The organism is Anabaena azotica FACHB-119 (assembly GCF_014697625.1).
Lineage (GTDB): Bacteria > Cyanobacteriota > Cyanobacteriia > Cyanobacteriales > Nostocaceae > Trichormus > Trichormus azoticus_A.
The window spans coordinates 19,711-38,435 of sequence record NZ_JACJSG010000021.1 but is presented as its reverse complement, the minus strand read 5'-3'; the positions used below and the strand labels follow the sequence as shown (position 1 = coordinate 38,435).

Here is an 18,725-nt window from a genome sequence, read left to right as displayed (position 1 = left end):
TGAATCTGTATTTTATCCGCTTGCAATCCGCTATAAATTTATTTGTGTAGTTAGTTTTTCATAGTTCTCCTTCTTCGTAATCTGCTTGTGTATCTGTGATGGATGGTTGACCATCTTGTACTGAACCAATGACTTCAATCAGTTGTGCTAAGTTAGCGATCGCTGGATATTCAAAGAAGTTTTGTAAGGACAATTCCACAGAGAAAATATTTCGCAAGCGCGATATCACTTGAGTCGCTAACAGGGAATGACCACCAAGTTCAAAGAAGTTGTCATTCACACCGATGCTTTCAATACCCAAGACTTCACTCCAAATTTGCGCTAGTTGCGCTTCAATGGGTGTACGCGGCAGGACAAACCCAGTCGAAAGATTTCGCGTCGCTGTGTCAGGTGTAGGTAAGGCGCGGCGGTCTACTTTGCCATTGGGTGTCAAAGGCAGGGCATTGAGGAGAACAAAAGCACTTGGAACCATATAATCAGGTAGCTTTTGCTGCACATAGGAACGTACTAACGGTACAAGTTTCTGGACTAATTTACCTTGTAAGGGGTTATTGGTGTAGTCAGCCCAAGATTTAGTGGCGATCGCAGCACTATCCCAGAAAGCAATGGCATCCGTTGTGTTAGCATCATGGCGGCAGAAAACTACGTCATAGCAACCATCCTGGCTACTCTCCCACCAACTAGGGTAAACATCGTATCCCAGTTGTTGACCCAACTGGTAAAACTCCTCTGGCGAAACCCCAACTTTGGGCTGTTGTGCTAATAATTGCCGCAGTTGTCCGACTGTCTCCACGTCTGGGGGATTTTCTAACCAATGATAAATCAAGAGTGGTTGTTGTACCCGTTGATTAGGTACGCGCCTAATACCTAACAGTGGCGGTTGCTGTTGCAGTTGATGTTGAATTTGTGTCAAGGAAAGCTTGTCGAGTTGCCAATTTAACCAAGGAACTGTGGTTTCCTTGACCTGAGTACCGATGTGCAGAGTCACATCATAGCGGAATTGGGTTAATTCATTTTCCGCACTGCCGCGTTTAGGCTGAATTTCTACCCAAGTGATTTGCGGAAAGCGGCTTTGCAAGGCAATGAAAAACCTGGGGTCAATCACCAACTCTTCTTCAATTGCCACACTATAATCTACTTGCTGCTGCCATTGCTCAACTGTTCTTTCTTCAGAGGCTTGGAACAACTGCACTGCTGCATGGTATGGTTCGAGCAGAGGTAAGGAGCGCACATCACCGATAAATAAGCTTCCTTGATTGCCAATAGCGGCGATCGCACCTTCTATCACTTGTAGCAAATATTCCACGCTGGGGAAATACTGCACAATTGAGTTCAAAACTACGGTGTCGAAGTCGCGAGGAATACCTGCAAAGTTATCCGCCGTTTGATGACGCAACTGCACATGAGCTAAACCTTCAACCGTACTACATACCTGCTGCACGTACTTGATAGCGGCGAGGGAATAATCAGTTCCCCAATACTGAGGGCAGTTCTTGGCAATGCGCGATAGCAGTAACCCTGTACCACAACCAATTTCTAATACACTCTGTGGCAAATTAGCTTGAATGCGGTTCGTTGTATTCTCTACCCACTCCTGCATTTCCCAATCTGGAATGGGTTGTTTGGTGTAGGAACTGTTCCAACCAGCAAGATTCAATGTCAAGTCATCTGTGGCTGCTGCATCTTGGCTGTAGATTTGTTCATAGATCGTTAGCCAGTCATTGACATACTCACTCTGCCATTGAGCAACCTGTTCTTGTGATGTTTGACTGTGCAGGGCTGGTACTAAGTAACCTACCAGACGTTTATCTCCAGGGGAATCTTCCCTGACTACTACTACAGACTCTTGCACCAAGGGGTGTTGGCTTAAAACTGCTTCAATTTCTTCTAGTTCGATGCGAAAACCGCGAATCTTGACTTGATTATCGATGCGACCGAGAAATTGAATATTGCCATCACTCAAATAACGGACTTTATCACCAGTTTTATATAACTTGGAATTGTTAAAAGGATGAGGAACAAATTTTTCTTGGGTTAACTCGTGGCGGTTGAGGTATTCTTTTGCTAAACCATCTCCCCCGATGTAAAGTTCTCCGGGTACACCTACACCTACAGGTTGTAGTTGCTCATCTAACACATAGATTTGCGTGTTAGAAATTGGTCGCCCAATGGGGATAGTTGTGGCTGCTTCGCTGACTTCCTCCACCAAGTACCAGGATGTAAATGTGGTATTCTCTGTTGGGCCGTAAACATGGAGTAGTCGTTGCGGCGCACCATGTTTGATTACTTCTCTCACCCATTTGGGGTCTACTGCTTCACCACCAAACAGAAGATGTTTGAGTGAACTGAAGGCTGAGGGGACTTCTTGGGCAATTTGATTAAATAAGGCAGTTGTTAAGAATAATGCGCTGATACCTTGCGATCGCATCAACGCGGCAAAGTTTCTCGGTGACAGTGCTACATCTTTACTCACCCCTACCAACCGCGCACCGTTGAGTAATGCGCCCCAAATTTCAAAGGTGGCTGCATCAAAGGCGCAATTTGCCGCTTGGGCGATCGCATCTGTGGGTTCGATGTTGATATAGTTGGTGTTGATGACTAAGCGGTTGACTGCTTTGTGGGTTACTGCTACGCCTTTGGGTTTGCCTGTTGAGCCGGAAGTATAGATGACATAAGCTAAATCTTCTGATGTCGCTGCGGCTTTGGGGTTTTCCTGACTGGAACGGGCGTTAGCGGAGCTTAACGTTCGCGTAGCGTCTCGCAGAGAAGTTATCGCTTCTTCATCGGTATCAAAACAAACTACTTTGGCTTGATGTGCGGGAATCTTCAGGGCTAATTTATCTGTGGTTAACAATACCGTTATCTGGGTATCATCGATGATAAAACCTAACCGTTCTTGAGGGTAATCGGTATCCAAAGGCACATAAGCCCCGCCAGCCTTGAGAATTGCCAACATTCCCACAATCAAAGATACAGAACGTTCTACACATATACCCACCAGAACCCCTGGTTTTACACCCAGTTTTTGCAGATAATGTGCTAGTTGATTTGCCCTAGTATTTAACTGGTGATATGTGAGTTGTTGGTTGCCAAAGACTACCGCAACTGCATCTGGAGTTTTTTCTACTTGGGTGGCAAACAAATCATGAATACATTGGTCACTGGGATAATTACTATAGGTATTATTCCACTCTACTAACAATTGCTGTTTTTCTTGGGCTGTCAGTAGGGGCAGTTGGTTGATCGGTTGCGCTGGGTTGGTAACAATGGTTGTTAACAAATTTATATAATGCTGCATCATGCGGGCGATCGTTGCCCCATCAAATAAATCAGTGCTGTAATAACAATAACCTTCCAGACCTCCGGCAACTTCCCAGAGGTGAACTTCTAGGTCAAATCGCACTGCATCCAAATCCCAAGGCATCTGTTCGACGTTTACACCAGCCAGATCCCAGGGGTAAGTTGCCGCATTCTGAAGCGCAAACATCACTTGCACTAGGGGGTTGCGATCCAAGTTTCGTTCCAACTGCAACTGTTCAACCAACATCTCAAAGGGTAAATCTTGATGCTCATAGGCATCTTCAGTCACCTGTTGCACCTGTAACAGTAGAGCTTCAAAGCTGAGTTCTGGTGATAAATCGAATCTCAATGCTAGGGTATTGACAAAAAAGCCAATTAACCCTTCGATTTCTTTACGGTTACGATTGGCGATGGGGGAGCCAACCACAAGATCAGTTTGCCCACTGTAGCGAGATAATAAGATGACAAAACCCGCCAGTAGGGTCATATACAGAGTGCTGCCAGACTCTTGGCTGAGTTGTTTTAGCCTAGTAGTCAGTTGGCTATCGAGTTGAAAGCGTTCTGTTCCTCCCTGAAAGCTCTGTATAGCTGGGCGCTTGCGGTCTGTAGGTAACTCTAATAAAGGTGGCGCTCCTGCTAGTTGTCGCTTCCAGTAACCTAGTTGCGCTGCTAAATTATCACCGCTTAACCACTGCCTCTGCCATACGGCGAAGTCGGCATACTGAATGGGTAGTTCTGGTAGGGGCGCTGGTTTACCCATACAGAAAGCTGTATACAGGATGGACAACTCCCGGATGAAGATGCCAATTGACCAGCCATCAGCCGCAATGTGGTGGATATTCACTAGCAGCACGTGCTTTTGCGGATGCAATTTCAAGACAGTCAGCCGCAGTAAGGGGCTTTGCGACAGGTCAAATGGTGTTTGTGCGTCTTGGACTGCTAGCCTTTGGGCTGCTTGTTCTGGTTCACTCTCCTGTTGCAAGTCAACTATTGGTAAATCCCAGATGGGATGCGGATCAATTACTTGTGCGGGAACACCATCCACCTCACAAAAACGAGTCCGCAGGGCTTCATGGCGCTGTAAGATTTCTCCCATCGCTTGTTTGAGGGCATCTACGTTGAGAGAACCGCTCAGGGCAAATGCCCCAGCTATGTTATATGTGGCAGTTGCACCTTCTAATTGGTAAAGAAACCAGAGTCTTGCTTGAGCAAATGATAGCGGGAGGTTTGTATTTCGGGGAACGGGAACAAGCGGTTGGGCTACAGAGTCGGCTTGCAGATTAATCTTTTGCAGAAAATTAATAATTTCGGCTTTGCGAGTTTGCAGTTGCTCACGAATCTCTGCTGTGAGTATACCTTGGGGGGCATTACAGCGTAGGCGGTTGCCTTCTAGGGTCAGCTTGATGTCGAGGCTGATTAACTCAGACAAAAAAGTTTCAATAGGTTTCATAGGTCAATTTCCTCCCGGTTATCTAATGACTCACTAACAGACTCTTGTAGCTTTTGCATGGTGGAGCGGATTTCTTCCACACTCACAGCCAACTGGGCTACTGTAGGTTGTTTCAACAGTCGGCGCTGAGGAAACTCTAGAGAGAATGTTTCTCGCAACCGAGAGATGACCTGAGTGGCTTTGAGAGAATTACCGCCCATTTCAAAGAAGTTGTCATTGATGCCAACCTTTTCCACTTGTAGGACTTGGGCGAAAATATCGGCGATCGCCGCTTCTGTAGAATTACTTGGTGCAACATAACTGACGGAACGGCTCAGTTCTAAGTCAGGTAATGGTAGGGCGCGGCGGTCTACTTTGCCGTTAGCCGTCAGTGGTAATGACTCCAAGATGACAAAAGCATTGGGAATCATATACTCTGGTAACTTGGCTTTGAGGAATTGCCGCAGTTCGTTAATGTTCGCTGTCTGCTGTGGTACTACATAAGCGACCAAGATTTTATCACCTGGATTGTTTTCATGGGTAATTACACAACATACCTGCACATCTTCATGTTGACTGAGTACGGCTTCAATTTCCCCCAACTCGATGCGGAAGCCCCGAATCTTAACTTGGTTGTCAATCCGTCCCAAGTACTGAATATTACCATCTTGTAAATAACGGACTAAATCTCCAGTTTTGTAAAGCCGGGAATGGGGTGCATCACTCCAGGGATGGGAAATGAATTTTTCCTTTGTCAATTCCCCACGGTTGAGATATCCTCTTGCCAAACCTGCACCACCAATGTGCAGTTCTCCGGGTACACCGACAGGAACTGGTTGTAAGTGCTTGTCTAAAATGTAAACTTGTGTATTACCAATGGGGCGACCAATGGGGATAGACTCTGTATTTGCATCAATCTCTCTAGGGATGGGGTGACAACAGGTAAAAGTTGTGCTTTCTGTCGGCCCATATCCATTAATGATTTGTGTTTCCGGTAAAGCTTGTAAAGCTCTCTGGATATGAGCAACTGAAAGGGCTTCCCCACCAACGAGTAGCTGTTTAATACCTGACAGAGCTTTTTCGTCATCATCAATGATCGAGTTAAACAAAGCCGCCGTCAGCCATAAAATGGTAACGCCATGTTTTTTGATTTCATTGCCCAGAGTTTGCGATGTGGGGATAGTTCCAGGGAAGAGAACGCATTTCGCACCATGCAGCAAAGCGCCCCAAATTTCTAATGTAGAAGCATCAAAAGAAATCGGCGCTAGTTGCAAAAATACTTGTGTAGCATCGAAATGAGCGTAATTTACACCAAACAACAGCCGATTAATTCCCCGGTGAACAACTTCCACCCCTTTCGGTTGACCTGTAGACCCTGATGTGTACATCACATAAGCCAAGTTAGTTGGTTGCACATCAGTAATCAAATTATCCTGACTACATTGTGCAATCAAGTGAGCATCAGCATCTAAACAAACAACCTGGGCATGATGTTGAGGGAGTCTCCCCAAGAGTGACTGTTGGGTGAGCAAGACGGAAACTTGAGCATCTTCTAACATAAAGCTCAAACGTTCTTGGGGATATTCAGGGTCAAGTGGCAGATATGCCCCACCCGCCTTGAGAATCCCTAACAGTCCGACAATCATTTCTATGGAGCGTTCCACACATAACCCCACCAACACATCGGCCCCCACACCTAAAGATTTGAGGTAGTTTGCCAAAGAGTTAGCGCGGCAGTTTAATTCATGGTAGGTGATTTGTTGATTGGCAAACACCAATGCTACTGCATCGGGATGGCGCTGGACTTGTTGCTCAAACAACTGATGGATACACTTATCTTGCGGATAATCTGTCTGAGTATCATTCCACTCAACTAATAACTGATGCCTTTGGGCTGTATTTAGTAGGGGTAATGAGCGCAGATATTGTTTTGGCTCGCTCACGACTGCTTGCAGCAAAGTCTGGAAATGACTCAACCAACGCCCAATGGTGTCGGCATCGAATAGGGTTGTATTGTAGTCACATTCAACTACTAGCTCACCTGCTATTTCTATCACATTTAAATGCAGATCCCGATCCTTAAAGCTCACAGTTTGCCGGAACAAACTAATCTCCAGTTGCGACATCTGCGGCAAAGAAATCGGTGGCTCTAAATTAAAGCTCACGTCAACCAAAGGAGAGCGACTATTGTCTCTTGGGAGATCGAGTTGATTGAGCAATTGGGCAAAGGGGTAATCTTGATGCTCGTAAGCCTCAAATAAATTACTCCGCATCTGTTGCAGATATTCGGCAAATGTAGGATCACCCGACAATTGACTGCGTATCGGTAGGAAATGGGCGCAGTAACCAACCATCGCCTCACTGCCTAAAAGCGATCGCCCAGATGCGGGAACCCCGACAATAATATCGTCCTGTCCTGTCAGTCGATGAATTAACGTCGTGTAAACCGATAGCAAGCTCATCAGCAGGGTGCAGCCCTGTTGGCGACTGAACAGTTTCAGGTTTTTGGTGATTTGAGCATCCAGCTTGATGCTGTGCCGACTGGCGTGATAAGTTTTGATGGCTGGGCGATGGCGATCGCTTGGCAAATCTAGAATAGGCGGTGCAGCCAATTTCTGCTCCCAGTAGGCTTGGTGAGTTTTGCTTTCCTCGCTCTGGTGTTGCTGATTTTGCCACTCGACAAATTCCCGCAATTGTCTGGCGGGCTGGAGTTGGGAAATGCTTCCTTGAGTCTCAGCCGAATACACAGCCCCCAATTCTCGCAAAATCACACCTAATGACCAGCCATCAACTACGATGTGATGGGCGCTCAAAACCAATAAATGCTGTTCTGGCTCTAATTTGAGCAGATGCAGACGAATCAAACCACCAGCACCCAAGTCGAAGGGTTTTTGGCTTTCTTGCTTGAGCCATTGGGTGACTTGAGTCTTAGCGTCCTCTACACCAGTGAAATCTATGACAGGGCAATCTACTTTTAAAGTAGGTAATATTTCCTGCACATCCCCCTGGGGACTGATTTTTGTCCGCAGTGCCTCGTGACGGTCAACAACTTGCTGTAGCGCCTTAGTCATGGCGGTAGCGTTCACAGCCCCTTGTAATTGCAGCGTTACAGATTCGTTATAAGCAACTGAGCCATCATCGCCTAACTGAGCTAACATCCATAGTTGCTTTTGGGCTTCAGTTAAGGGAATGGTGTCAATGGACTTGGATTGTGAATATAACTCTTTGAGAGCATTCAGGTGGGGTAAATTCTCTAAAACCGCCCCCTCATCTACACCGAAGTCGATAAAGCAGGCGATTTCATCAACCCCCACAGCCCGCAAATTATCCACCACCTTGGCACAAGAAGCGGGAGTGCCGATCAAAGCACTAGTTTGCACATAACGTTCATAAGCAGAGGATAAGAGAAAGTCCTGGTCTTCTGGGGAAAGTTGCTCAAAATCGATTTGCAGACCTTGGCTTTTCATCATATTCTGCAACAGCCCCAAGGAAGATTTCAGATAATTGAAGAAAGGCTGTTTGGCTTGCTGGCGGGTTTGCTCTAAGTCACTGCCAACGAAAGTATGTAGTAATAGGGTGACAGTTCCCGATGCTGGCGCATAACCATTTTTTGCCAATGATTCACGGTACAAGGCGATATTTTGGGCTAAATCTTCGACGCTTTGCCCCATGAGATTAGTTAAAATGCCTGCACCAATTTCGCCGGCGCGAATGTAAGTATCTGGATTGTTGACAACTGTCACCCAAACGGGTAACTGAGATTGCATAGGCATGGGGAAAGTTTTCACCCTAATTTTTTTCCCCAACCCATCGACTGCTTCGATAGATTCCCCTTGCCAAAGTTGCTGGACAGTGGCAATTTCTTGAAACATCATTTCCCGATGTTGACCAAAATTTTGGGGAGCGAGGACAAAATCATGGGAATGCCAACCGGAGGCAAAAGAAATACCCACTCTGCCTTGGGAGAGGTTGTCAACGACTGCCCATTCTTCGGCAATACGAATAGGGTGATGCAAGGGTAGCACCACGCTTCCAGAGCGTAACTGAATCTGCTGAGTTTCCCGCGCTAGGGCCGCAGCAATGACTGAGGGATTGGGTGAAAAACCGCCGAAGGCGTGAAAGTGGCGTTCGGGAATCCAGATGGCGGTGAAGCCGTGGCGATCGCCAAACTCTGCGCCTTTAAATAACAGGTTATACTTGTCTTGGCTAAATTCTGCGTCGTAGCTACCAAAATAGTACAAGCTGAATTGCACGGTTTTTTGCTGATGGGAACTAACTTGCAGGTCTAAGTTGGATGGCGCAGACTGATGTCTTTGCCAAAATTCTTTTGCTGGTGTTTTTGCTGCTACTTGCACTTTTGTTGTCTCTTGCCCTCTGCCATTAGATGGAGAAGGCACCCACAACTTTTTTGCAGGTACAAAGCCTCCTTGGCGTAGTTCTTCAACACTATCCTTAACTGCTTGGATAAATTGCTCAATATCAGCTTGAGTGTGAGCTGTGGAAAGAAAATGCTTGCGCCATTCCCAAACATAAATCCCCTTTTCTACCATGTGATAGAAAAGCAAATCCAAATTTCCTGTCAGGGCAAAGCGGAAGAAAGAGCTAAAATGTTCGATTTGAATGGGAACTTCATTTTCTTGGAAATAGGCGTTTAAGGTAGCAGCCAATTCAGCAGTGCGATCGTTTAATTGTTGCTGAAGGCTCGGCCCCTGCTCTTTGAGATGCTTGAGTGTAGCTCGTGCTGCCACCATCGCCAGAGGATGCTGACAAAAAGTGCCACCAAAGAAAGTTCTTTCAGCTTGGGGATAAGAACTATCTCCATAGTTCCACATCCCTCCATCAATGCTATCGAGGTACGCAGACTTACCTGCAACCACGCCAATGGGGAGACCACCGGCTACAACCTTGCCATAGGTGACAATATCAGCCCGAACGCCAAACAAAGCCTGCGCCCCGCCTGGATGCGAGCGAAAGCCAGTAATCATTTCATCAAAGATTAAAGCCGTTCCCGCTTGTGTGGCGATTTGCCGGAGACTGTGAAGGAAATCTCTGGGTTGCAACATAGGTCGGCTGCTTTGCACGGGTTCAACAAGTATCGCCGCCAATTCATGGGCGTGGACTTGCAGAAATTCTAAAGATTGGGAACTGCCATATTCCAGTACGACGACATCTTCCACAACACCCGCAGGCACACCTATACTCAGGGGAAAAGACCGCCGCTCGTTGTCAATAATTTGCTGTCTTACTAAAGTTCCGTCAGCGTGTCCGTGGTAAGAGCCATCAAATAAAGCAATCTTGCTACGACCAGTAGCAGCTCGTGCCACCCTGATTGCTGCCATTACCGCTTCTGTCCCAGAATTACAGAAGCATACTCGCTCTACACCTGTAAGTTCGGTGATTAATTGCGCGACTTCACCAACCAGAGGGGAGCGAGGGTTTAAGTGGATGCCTTGTGCGAGTTGGGTTTTCAGGGCTTCCATAATGAATGGAGGTTGATGCCCGAAGAAAGTCACTCCTTGCCCCATTGTCATGTCAATGTATTCGTTGCCATCTACATCCCAAATTCTCGAACCTTGAGAACGCTGGGCAACGATGGGGTAAAGCATTTCTTTAATCGACAAACGAAATCCTACCGAGGCTCTGCTATCGGCTAAGACGGGGCGATCGCTTTGAACTAGTTTTTTCGAGGTTTTAGTACGTTGGCTATAACGCTCAATTAAAGCATCTAAATGCTGCTGTTGCTGGGGAGTTAGCCCACCTGTAGGCGGCTTTTTCGGCCCCCAAGGTGAAGTCCCTTGTGCTGGTGCTGTTTGCTTGACTGGGGGGGCTGTCTGACTCTTTTGGTTAGTTGCCTGGGGAGCAGGGAGAACAAGCTGTGAGGAGATAGGTACAGTAACGTTTCTATTGTCTACCGCAACTTCTGGCTGCTGGACAATCCTTTTGTTTTGCAATACTTCCAATTGTTTAGACATCAATTGGAGTTGCTGACTCATGATTCTTTCCAGTCCTGTTGCGGGGACTGTTGCTTCTACTTGTTCTTCCTGTTGTGTCGCAATTTGGGTATGGGCAAAGGTTTGAGTTGCCAGTTGAATTGGTTGCGGTGCTTGAGGAGCAGGTAATGCAGGAGATATTGGTTGCGGTGCTTGAGGAGCAGGTAATGCAGGAGATACAGCAGGAAGATGCTGCTCTAGATAAATTGCTAAGGCATCCAGAGTAGCTAATTCTTCAAATAATTGACGAATTGCAATTTTAATGCCATAGGTGTTTTCAATCCGACGCACAGCTTCGACTAGAACAATCGAATCTGCACCCATTTCCAGAAAGGGAGCCTGAATGTTAACATCTGCTGGCGGAATTTGCAGCAAATTTCCGACTAAGGCTTGCAATGTGGCTAAGATTTCGGCTCGTCTGCTGGGTGTGGGAGTAGCATCTACTTTTGATTGCGGTTTGTTGCCATTTACAGCCAAGTCTTTTTCATTCATAGTTTGTGGAATCCAATATTGCTGTTTTTGAAACGGATAAGTCGGTAATGGGACTTTGGAGTGGGGATAGTCTCGCTCAAACCCCAACCAATCAACTTTGGCTCCAGCTACATATAACTGTGCCAAACTGGAGAGCAATTGTTGCCAAGGTGATATTCCAGAACGTAAGGAAGGTAGCCATAAACCTTCGTTATCTGGCAGACATTGACGACCCATAGCCAATAAAATCGGCTTGGGGCCGATTTCTAAAAAGACTTTATACCCTTGCTGATCCAATGTCTGCATACTGTCGGCAAATCGCACTACTTCGCATACATGACTCACCCAGTAGTCGGCTGTGGTAATTTGCTCATCAGCTAGTTGTCCAGTAATATTTGATACTATAGGGATGCGGGGTTTCTGGTAGGTAATTTGATTGGCTAGGTTGGCAAATTTCGCCAACATTGGTGTCATCAAAGGAGAATGGCAGGCATGGGAAATTGGTAAACGTTTGGTTTTGATTCCCTGGGCTTCTAGTTTGTGACAAATAGCACCAATATCTTCACTAACTCCAGAAAGCACCACACTTTCAGGTCCATTGATGGCGGCGATCGCTACTGTCTGCTCATAAGCTGCTATAATATTTCTCACCTGTTCCACCGATGCCATCAGTGAAACCATCTCGCCATCATTGGGCAACTGCTGCATCAACTGTCCCCGATGGGCAATCAATTTGAGTCCATCTTCTAGGCTAAACACCCCGGCGATAGTTGCGGCTACATATTCACCCACACTATGCCCCATAACTACATCTGGCTCAATTCCCCAGGATTTCCACAGTTGATATAAGGCATATTCAAAGGCATACAGCGCTGGTTGAGTATAAGCAGTTTGATCCAGCAAGGATGAAGCATTGTCTCCTGTCTGGGTAGGATACAGCACTTCTATTAAGGAATGCTCCAGATAAGGGCGGAGAATTTGATCGCATTGCTCTAGAGTTTGCCGGAAGATGGGTTGCGTCTGGTAGAGTTGGTAGCCCATCTGCACATATTGGGAACCTTGTCCAGTGCATAAAAAGGCTATCTTCGGCGGCTTTTTACCTGCTTGATCATAGATCAATCTGGTGGTATCTTTACCATCGGCAAAAGCAGCTAGTTCTTCGACCAACTGCTGCTTGGAGTCAACGACAACAGCGACACGGTGCGGAAAATGCGATCGCCCTGTATTCGCACTCTTACAAATATCTGCTAAGGATATATCAGGATGAGAGTTGAGGTAAGCTTGATAAAGGCTGACCAGTTCTGGCACTGCCGACTCTGTTTTGGCACTGAGGGTAAGTAGGTGGCAAGGACGCTCATCGCTTGGTAATTGGGCATCTGGGCTTGCTGGTGCTTCCTCTAAAATTACGTGGACATTAGTACCACTCATACCAAAGGAACTCACCCCAGCCAGTCGCGGGTCTTGTTTTGCCATCCAAGGAGTGGCTACAGTAGCAACATCAATTGGCAGTTGTTGCCAAGGAATGTAAGGATTTGGTTGTTGCAGATGTAAACTAGGTGGGATTAACTTGTGTTGCAGAGCCAGCACAACTTTGATGAGACTGGCGATCCCAGAGGCTGCTTCTAAATGACCAATATTAGTTTTTACCGAACCAATAGTCAGGCGATCGCTTGCTGAACGTCCTTGACTTAACACCTTTCCCAAGGCTAAAACTTCAATGGGATCACCTAGAGGTGTGCCTGTTCCATGCGCTTCTACATATTGGATCTGGTTCGGCTCTACTTGAGCATTAGCCAATGCTTGACGAATTACCGCTTCTTGAGTAGAACCGTTGGGGGCGGTGAGGCCATTACTTTGACCATCGTGGTTAACTGCCGAACCTTTAACTAAAGCTAAGATGCGATCGCCATCTTTGATGGCATCACTCAGACGTTTCAACACTATGATGCCACATCCTTCACCCCGGACATAGCCATCAGCGCCTGCATCAAAGCTTTTACAGCGCCCGTCAGCACTTAAAGCTTTCAGTTTGCACAAACCAATTGTAGTTGTGGGCGAGATCATCAAGTTTACACCACCTGCGATCGCCAAATTACACTCTCTGGAACGCAAACTAGCACAAGCCAGATGCACCGACAACAGTGAAGAAGAACAACTAGTATCTAACTGCATAGTCGGGCCGCGTAAACCCAATACATAAGACAACCGACCGACAGCAATACTGTGAATATTCCCTAATAAACTGTAGCCATCAATATCTCTATTTGATTGTGAATAGTCATCTATACCAACGCCAATAAATACTCCTGTCTGACTTTCTTTCAAATCTTCTATAGGAATTAAAGCGTTTTCCAATGCTTCCCAAGTAACTTCTAAAAGCAACCTTTGTTGGGGATTCATACTTTTAGCTTCTCTGGGAGAAATCCCAAAGAATTGCGGATCAAACCTGTCTATCTCGTTTAAAAATCCCCCATACCGCGTGTACATTTTTCCAGGTACATCCGGGTCTGGGTCATAGTAATCATCAATAGCCCAACGATTTGACGGCACTTGTTGAATTGCTGGTTTACCCTCACGCAACAAATGCCAAAATGCTTGTGGATTATTTGCTCCCCCTGGGAAGCGGCATCCTATACCGACGATAGCAATTGGCTCTGAACTTGCTTGTTTAATAGCATCAAGTTCACTACGCATATCTTTGATTTGTAAATATGCGTTTTTCAATAAAAGTCGATAATCAATATCTTGTGAATTACCAGTCATATCACTTTTTTTGTGTAGTAATTACTTAGCATTCTTCCGAGGGTGCCAGCTTGACTATTGAGATTTTCTCTTTTGATTCACTGCTATTTCTTCACTGAGTAATTGCGCTAGTTCTTCTATCGAGAGTTCGTCTATATTTGTAGGATTTTCTGCAACCGTAGTCATGTTTTTTTCACTACTCAACCCTGGTTGCTGTAAGTCTACTGGAGAAGTTTGTTTTGATTTATTGAGTTCTTCAACTACGTGATTAGCTAAAGCTGCCGGTGTGGTAAAGTTCCATGCAACCGTAGCGTCGAGCTGGATAGCCTCTCCTAGCCACTGTTCCAACTCCTGGGATAAATCCACTACCATCACCGAATCCATGCCATACTCAGCAAAGGATTGATCCAATTTCACCGATTGAGTATCAATATTTAATTTTTTGCTTAACCAATTCTCTATCCAGTTCTCAATCGTTTCCACTGTATGGATAGGAGAACTTGATGGCACATTAACTTCCACCTCATCTAATATTGTGGTGGAATGTTCCCAAGAGGCTATCACCTTCAAGCTTTTTTCCAGAAAAGCAATTCGACAAGCACTGCGCTGAATCTTACCACTGGAAGTTTTGGGAATGCTGCCGGGATCGACTAGGACTATTGCATAAATGTGCAACTCATGTTCTTCCGCAACAGCTTTACGGATAGCTTTTGCCACTATCTCTATATCTAACTTTTGCCGCCAAGTGCGCTCTACTTCCCCAACAACTACCAACTGCTCTTCACCATTCACTTCTACTGTAAAAGCTGCCTCACAACTAGGTCGCAGTGCTGGGTGACTCTCGGCGACTGTCCATTCAATGTCTTGAGGATAATGGTTTTGACCCCGGATAATGATGACATCTTTGAGTCGCCCTGTAATGAATAATTCGCCGTCTTTGATAAATCCTAAATCCCCTGTCCGCAAAAACGGCCCTTCTTTGGTGTCTGTTAAATAAGCACCAAAGATTTCGTCAGTTTCTTCAGGGCGCTGCCAATATCCTTGGGCAACGCTAGGGCTAGCCACCCAAATTTCGCCAACTTCTTGGGCGGCACATTGGGTTAATAATTCGGGATGAACGATGACGACTTTACTATCAATTGCTGGCTGTCCGTGTCCTACCAAAGTCTGGACTTTCTCCTGGCTTTTACCCTCTATTACTTGATTTTGTGCCAGTGCTTCGGCTTGAACTGTATAGAAGTTCGGTAACTTTTGGTTCTGCACCCCAGCTACTACTAAGGTTGCTTCTGCTAAACCGTAGCCTGGGCAAACGGTGGATGGTGCAAAACCGTATGGTTTGAAGGCGGCGTTAAACCTTTCGATGGTGTCGGCTCTGACTGGTTCAGCACCGTTTAAGGTCATGTGCCAGCTACTTAAATCGAGGTTGGCGCGTTGTTCGGGTGTGGTTTTGAGGAGGCAGAGTTCGTAGGCGAAGTTAGGAGCGCCGCTATGGGTGGCTTTGTAACGGGAAATTGCCTCTAGCCATCGGATCGGTTTTTGAATAAAGGTCACAGGAGCCATCATGTAGCAGGGAAACCCTTGATACAGAGGTTGGAGAACTCCATAAATGAGTCCCATGTCATGGAATACAGGCAACCAAGTCACCATGACGCTTTGGGCGTTGTACTCCCATATCTGTTGTGTATATTGGGAGTTGTGTAGCAGGTTGCCATGACTTACCATTACACCCTTGGGCTTGCCTGTAGAGCCGGAAGTGTACTGGAGAAAAGCTAGGGTATCTCTGTGTATTGGTACTGGTTGCCAGTTTGCCGCTTGATCAAGGGCGATGCTATCGCTAGCCAATAAGGGCATATTGGCAAACTCTGGATCTTGGGCAAATTGGTTTTGGATCTGGGTGAGAGTATCGCTGACTGTCAGGGCAATTGTGGTTTGTGCATCTGATGCGATCGCCCGTAATCTTGATATACTTTGGTTGCGTTTGGGTGGATACACTGGAACCGCCACAACACCAGCATACAGACAGCCGAAAAAGGCTGCAATAAACTCTAGACCCGGTGGATATAATAGCAGCACGCGATCACCTACGGTGGGCGGAACGCCATCGCCAGTCGCTATGACAGATTGTAGGTGGGCGGCGATCGCTCTTGCCTTTTGGTCTAGTTGAGAGTAAGTCAAGTTGGCTTCTTCAGTTTCACCATCTCGCAAAAAAGTGTAAGCCCTTTGCTCTGACTGAATTTGCGCTCTGTAGGTTAGCAGTTCTACTAAAGTGGAGATTTTTGCTAAAGAGTCCGGTAAATTACTTAAAGAAACTGTCATATATTTATTTTTTAGAAACAGATGTTACAAGCAAATATGATATTTTTACTTAGGCAATCATATCATAAAGGTACAAAAAAACACGAAATTTATGATTTAAACCCAATTTCCTTTAATTGCTTTGGTTTAGTCCTTGTCCGATGGTTTGTCTTCAAAATTACCAATAGGCAGACAGGTAAAAGATTCTTAATTCGCAAATTAGCGAATTAAGACTTTGAGTAATTTGTTTGTTACCATAATTTCTATTTTTATTAAGCAGTATACAAGTAGCAACAATGTTGCAATTACATTTATGTATTTTCTAAGAATTTTGATGAACACACAAGGACAGTTAAGACAGTTAAGCAAATTTATTGAGACAGTTAAGACTGTTAAACGACAATTAAATGCTAGTTATGTATAAAAATTAACTTGAATATTTATATTACTTACTAACCGAATACCGCCGCATCATTTCCTACAACTCCACAGTCTCCCCGGTGTGTAGGTGAACCCCGCCCAACATTCGGCGCAAAACCCGCTTCTACTGCGCCCAAGCAAATCAATTCGCGGTTTTTGAGCTTATATAGCAGCTTAAACACCTATCATATCGTGAGGTTTGGTAATGGGTAATTGGTAATGGGTAATTGGTAATAGTAACAGACACTTACCTATCACCCATTACTCACTAAATCCAGCATATCGTAAGTAATTAGCCGGACTTGATATAACTAGAAATACTGGAACTATGACGTAGCAGTATTAGAAACACATACCTTCAAAGCTTCTTCTACATGTCCTTGGAAATTGAACATCGAATCAAAAATGTACTGTACAACTCCTTGTTGGTCGATGACGTAGGTAACGCGACCGGGAAACAAACCAAACGCGGCTGTTGCACCGTAGAGTTTGCGTACTTGGTCGCCCTTGTCACTCAACAGTGTAAACGGTAGATTGTATTTAGTAGCGAATCGCTGGTGAGATTCGCTATTGTCACCACTGACACCAATAATCTCAGCCCCAGCCGTTTGAAAAACCTCATAGCGATCGCGGAAAGCACAAGATTCTGCTGTACATCCTGGTGTATCATCTTTGGGATAAAAATACAACACCACAGCTTTCTTGCCCCGAAAATCACTCAAGCTCACCGATGAGCCATTTTGTGCAGTTAAGGTAAAATCAGGCGCAGTGTCTCCAACTTTGACAGCCATAAAAAATTAGAAAAATATAAATTTCTTTATATTTTATAGTCAATAGTCAATAGTCAATAGTCAATAGTCATTAGTCATTAGTCATTAGTCCAAAGTTAATCTCCCTTTCCCCTCCTGGGAGGGGCTAGGGGTGGGTTTCTCCCTCATCTCCCTCATCTCCCTCATCTCCCTCTCTCCCTCATCTCCCCCAGTCCCCAGTCCCCAGTCCCCAGTCCCCAGTCCCCAGTCCTGACAGGTGTAGGTTTTTTATTGGTGTTCCAAAAACCTTGGTTTTGGGTGTAAGGGTGTAGGGGTGTAGGGGTGAATAAAACAATGATTTTCTCGTTAGTTTTAGAGTCCTTACTCACTGCTAGATTAAAAACCTACACTTGTGAGAGTCCCCAGTCCCCCTATTTCTGTAGCGCCTGCTGAAAAGTCTTGATAGCCTCAACATGATTCACCATATTGATGCAACGTAACAACAAATCTAAATCGATACCTTTAACTTCCTCACTGTTGGTAATCTTTTCATAGCGTAGAGCATTGTTCTCTGAGCGTAGGTGATAAACTTCTAGCACCCCATCTTCCCAAAACCACACTTCAGGAATCGACAGTCGCTTGTATGCCTCTAATTTATTAATACCACCACTGGTAAACACTACTTCAATCGCCAAATCAGGACGTACTCGACCAGGAGCTAGTTTATAGGATTCATCCGCCTCTCGCTTGACAGCACGCGCCTCACTTTCCAAGGTCATTGAGCCAGTTGGGGTAAAGTCAAACCCTGCCACGAGCAGATAAAGTTCCAACAAAGCGGCGATTCTCTTCTTAACAGTTTCGTGTGCTTCTCCAGGCATTCTCAATATCTCCAAAACTCCATCCAGAAAAGACAGCCTATATCCCGGACGGTCTAGCAACTGCTCAACTGCTTTGAACTCTCTCCATGTCAGCCCCTCAAATAACAAGGGTGATTCTTTTGCGGGTGTAGCTATCACTGCTGGGGTCACGTTGCTTTGCTCCTAATTCAAAATTCAACATTAAAAATCCCAGAAATAGATTTAGGGGCTTGTATTCTCCTCGGTTTCGGTGATTTGAGTCTTCAGTCTTAACCCTGATGATTTGGTAGTAAGGCGCTGCACTGCCCACCATCATTTTATTGAGAAAGAGCAAGACTCAGGTATTTCTTTCTAATTTTCTATTAATCAGGACTTACGCAAGTGTCACAATTGGTGGTTGGTGCGTGACGCTACAAGTCTGATTACTACGTTCAAATATTATCGCTCCTCACACACCCTACAGAAAAAATAT

General features: G+C 45.5%; 6 protein-coding genes. All 6 read right to left on the bottom strand.

The features are described from left to right. Positions 1–58 precede the first annotated feature (58 nt). Entirely contained in the window at positions 59–4,750 is a 4,692-nt protein-coding gene (locus H6G83_RS16355; RefSeq protein ID WP_190474152.1) for a non-ribosomal peptide synthetase, read from the bottom strand. Further along, on the bottom strand, positions 4,747–13,953 hold the full coding sequence (locus H6G83_RS35375; protein WP_242044633.1) for a non-ribosomal peptide synthetase/type I polyketide synthase: 9,207 nt from the start codon (positions 13,951–13,953) through the stop codon (positions 4,747–4,749). The genes H6G83_RS16355 and H6G83_RS35375 overlap by 4 nt, the downstream gene beginning before the upstream one ends. 54 nt (positions 13,954–14,007) lie before the next feature. Further along, positions 14,008–16,248 (bottom strand): AMP-binding protein, encoded by a 2,241-nt coding sequence (locus H6G83_RS16330; protein WP_190474150.1) that lies wholly within the window; start codon positions 16,246–16,248, stop codon positions 14,008–14,010. A gap of 431 nt (positions 16,249–16,679) precedes the next feature. After that, entirely contained in the window at positions 16,680–16,829 is a 150-nt protein-coding gene (locus H6G83_RS16325) for a hypothetical protein (protein WP_190474148.1), read from the bottom strand. A 144-nt stretch (positions 16,830–16,973) separates the two neighbouring features. Continuing rightward, positions 16,974–17,438 carry a peroxiredoxin gene (locus H6G83_RS16320; protein ID WP_190474147.1) on the bottom strand — a complete coding sequence of 155 codons (465 nt, stop codon included), beginning with the start codon at positions 17,436–17,438 and terminating at the stop codon, positions 16,974–16,976. A 389-nt stretch (positions 17,439–17,827) separates the two neighbouring features. Beyond that, a complete protein-coding gene (locus H6G83_RS16315) occupies positions 17,828–18,424 on the bottom strand; it encodes a Uma2 family endonuclease (RefSeq protein ID WP_190474145.1) in 597 nt (198 codons plus the stop codon). Positions 18,425–18,725: the final 301 nt, after the last annotated feature.

Excerpts from the sequence above, each read along its gene's own strand:
- H6G83_RS16355 (WP_190474152.1), bottom strand. The coding sequence starts at position 4,750 with ATGAAACCTATTGAAACTTTTTTGTCTGAGTTAATCAGCCTCGACATC.
- H6G83_RS35375 (WP_242044633.1), bottom strand. The coding sequence starts at position 13,953 with ATGACTGGTAATTCACAAGATATTGATTATCGACTTTTATTGAAAAAC.
- H6G83_RS16330 (WP_190474150.1), bottom strand. The coding sequence starts at position 16,248 with ATGACAGTTTCTTTAAGTAATTTACCGGACTCTTTAGCAAAAATCTCC.
- H6G83_RS16320 (WP_190474147.1), bottom strand. The coding sequence starts at position 17,438 with ATGGCTGTCAAAGTTGGAGACACTGCGCCTGATTTTACCTTAACTGCA.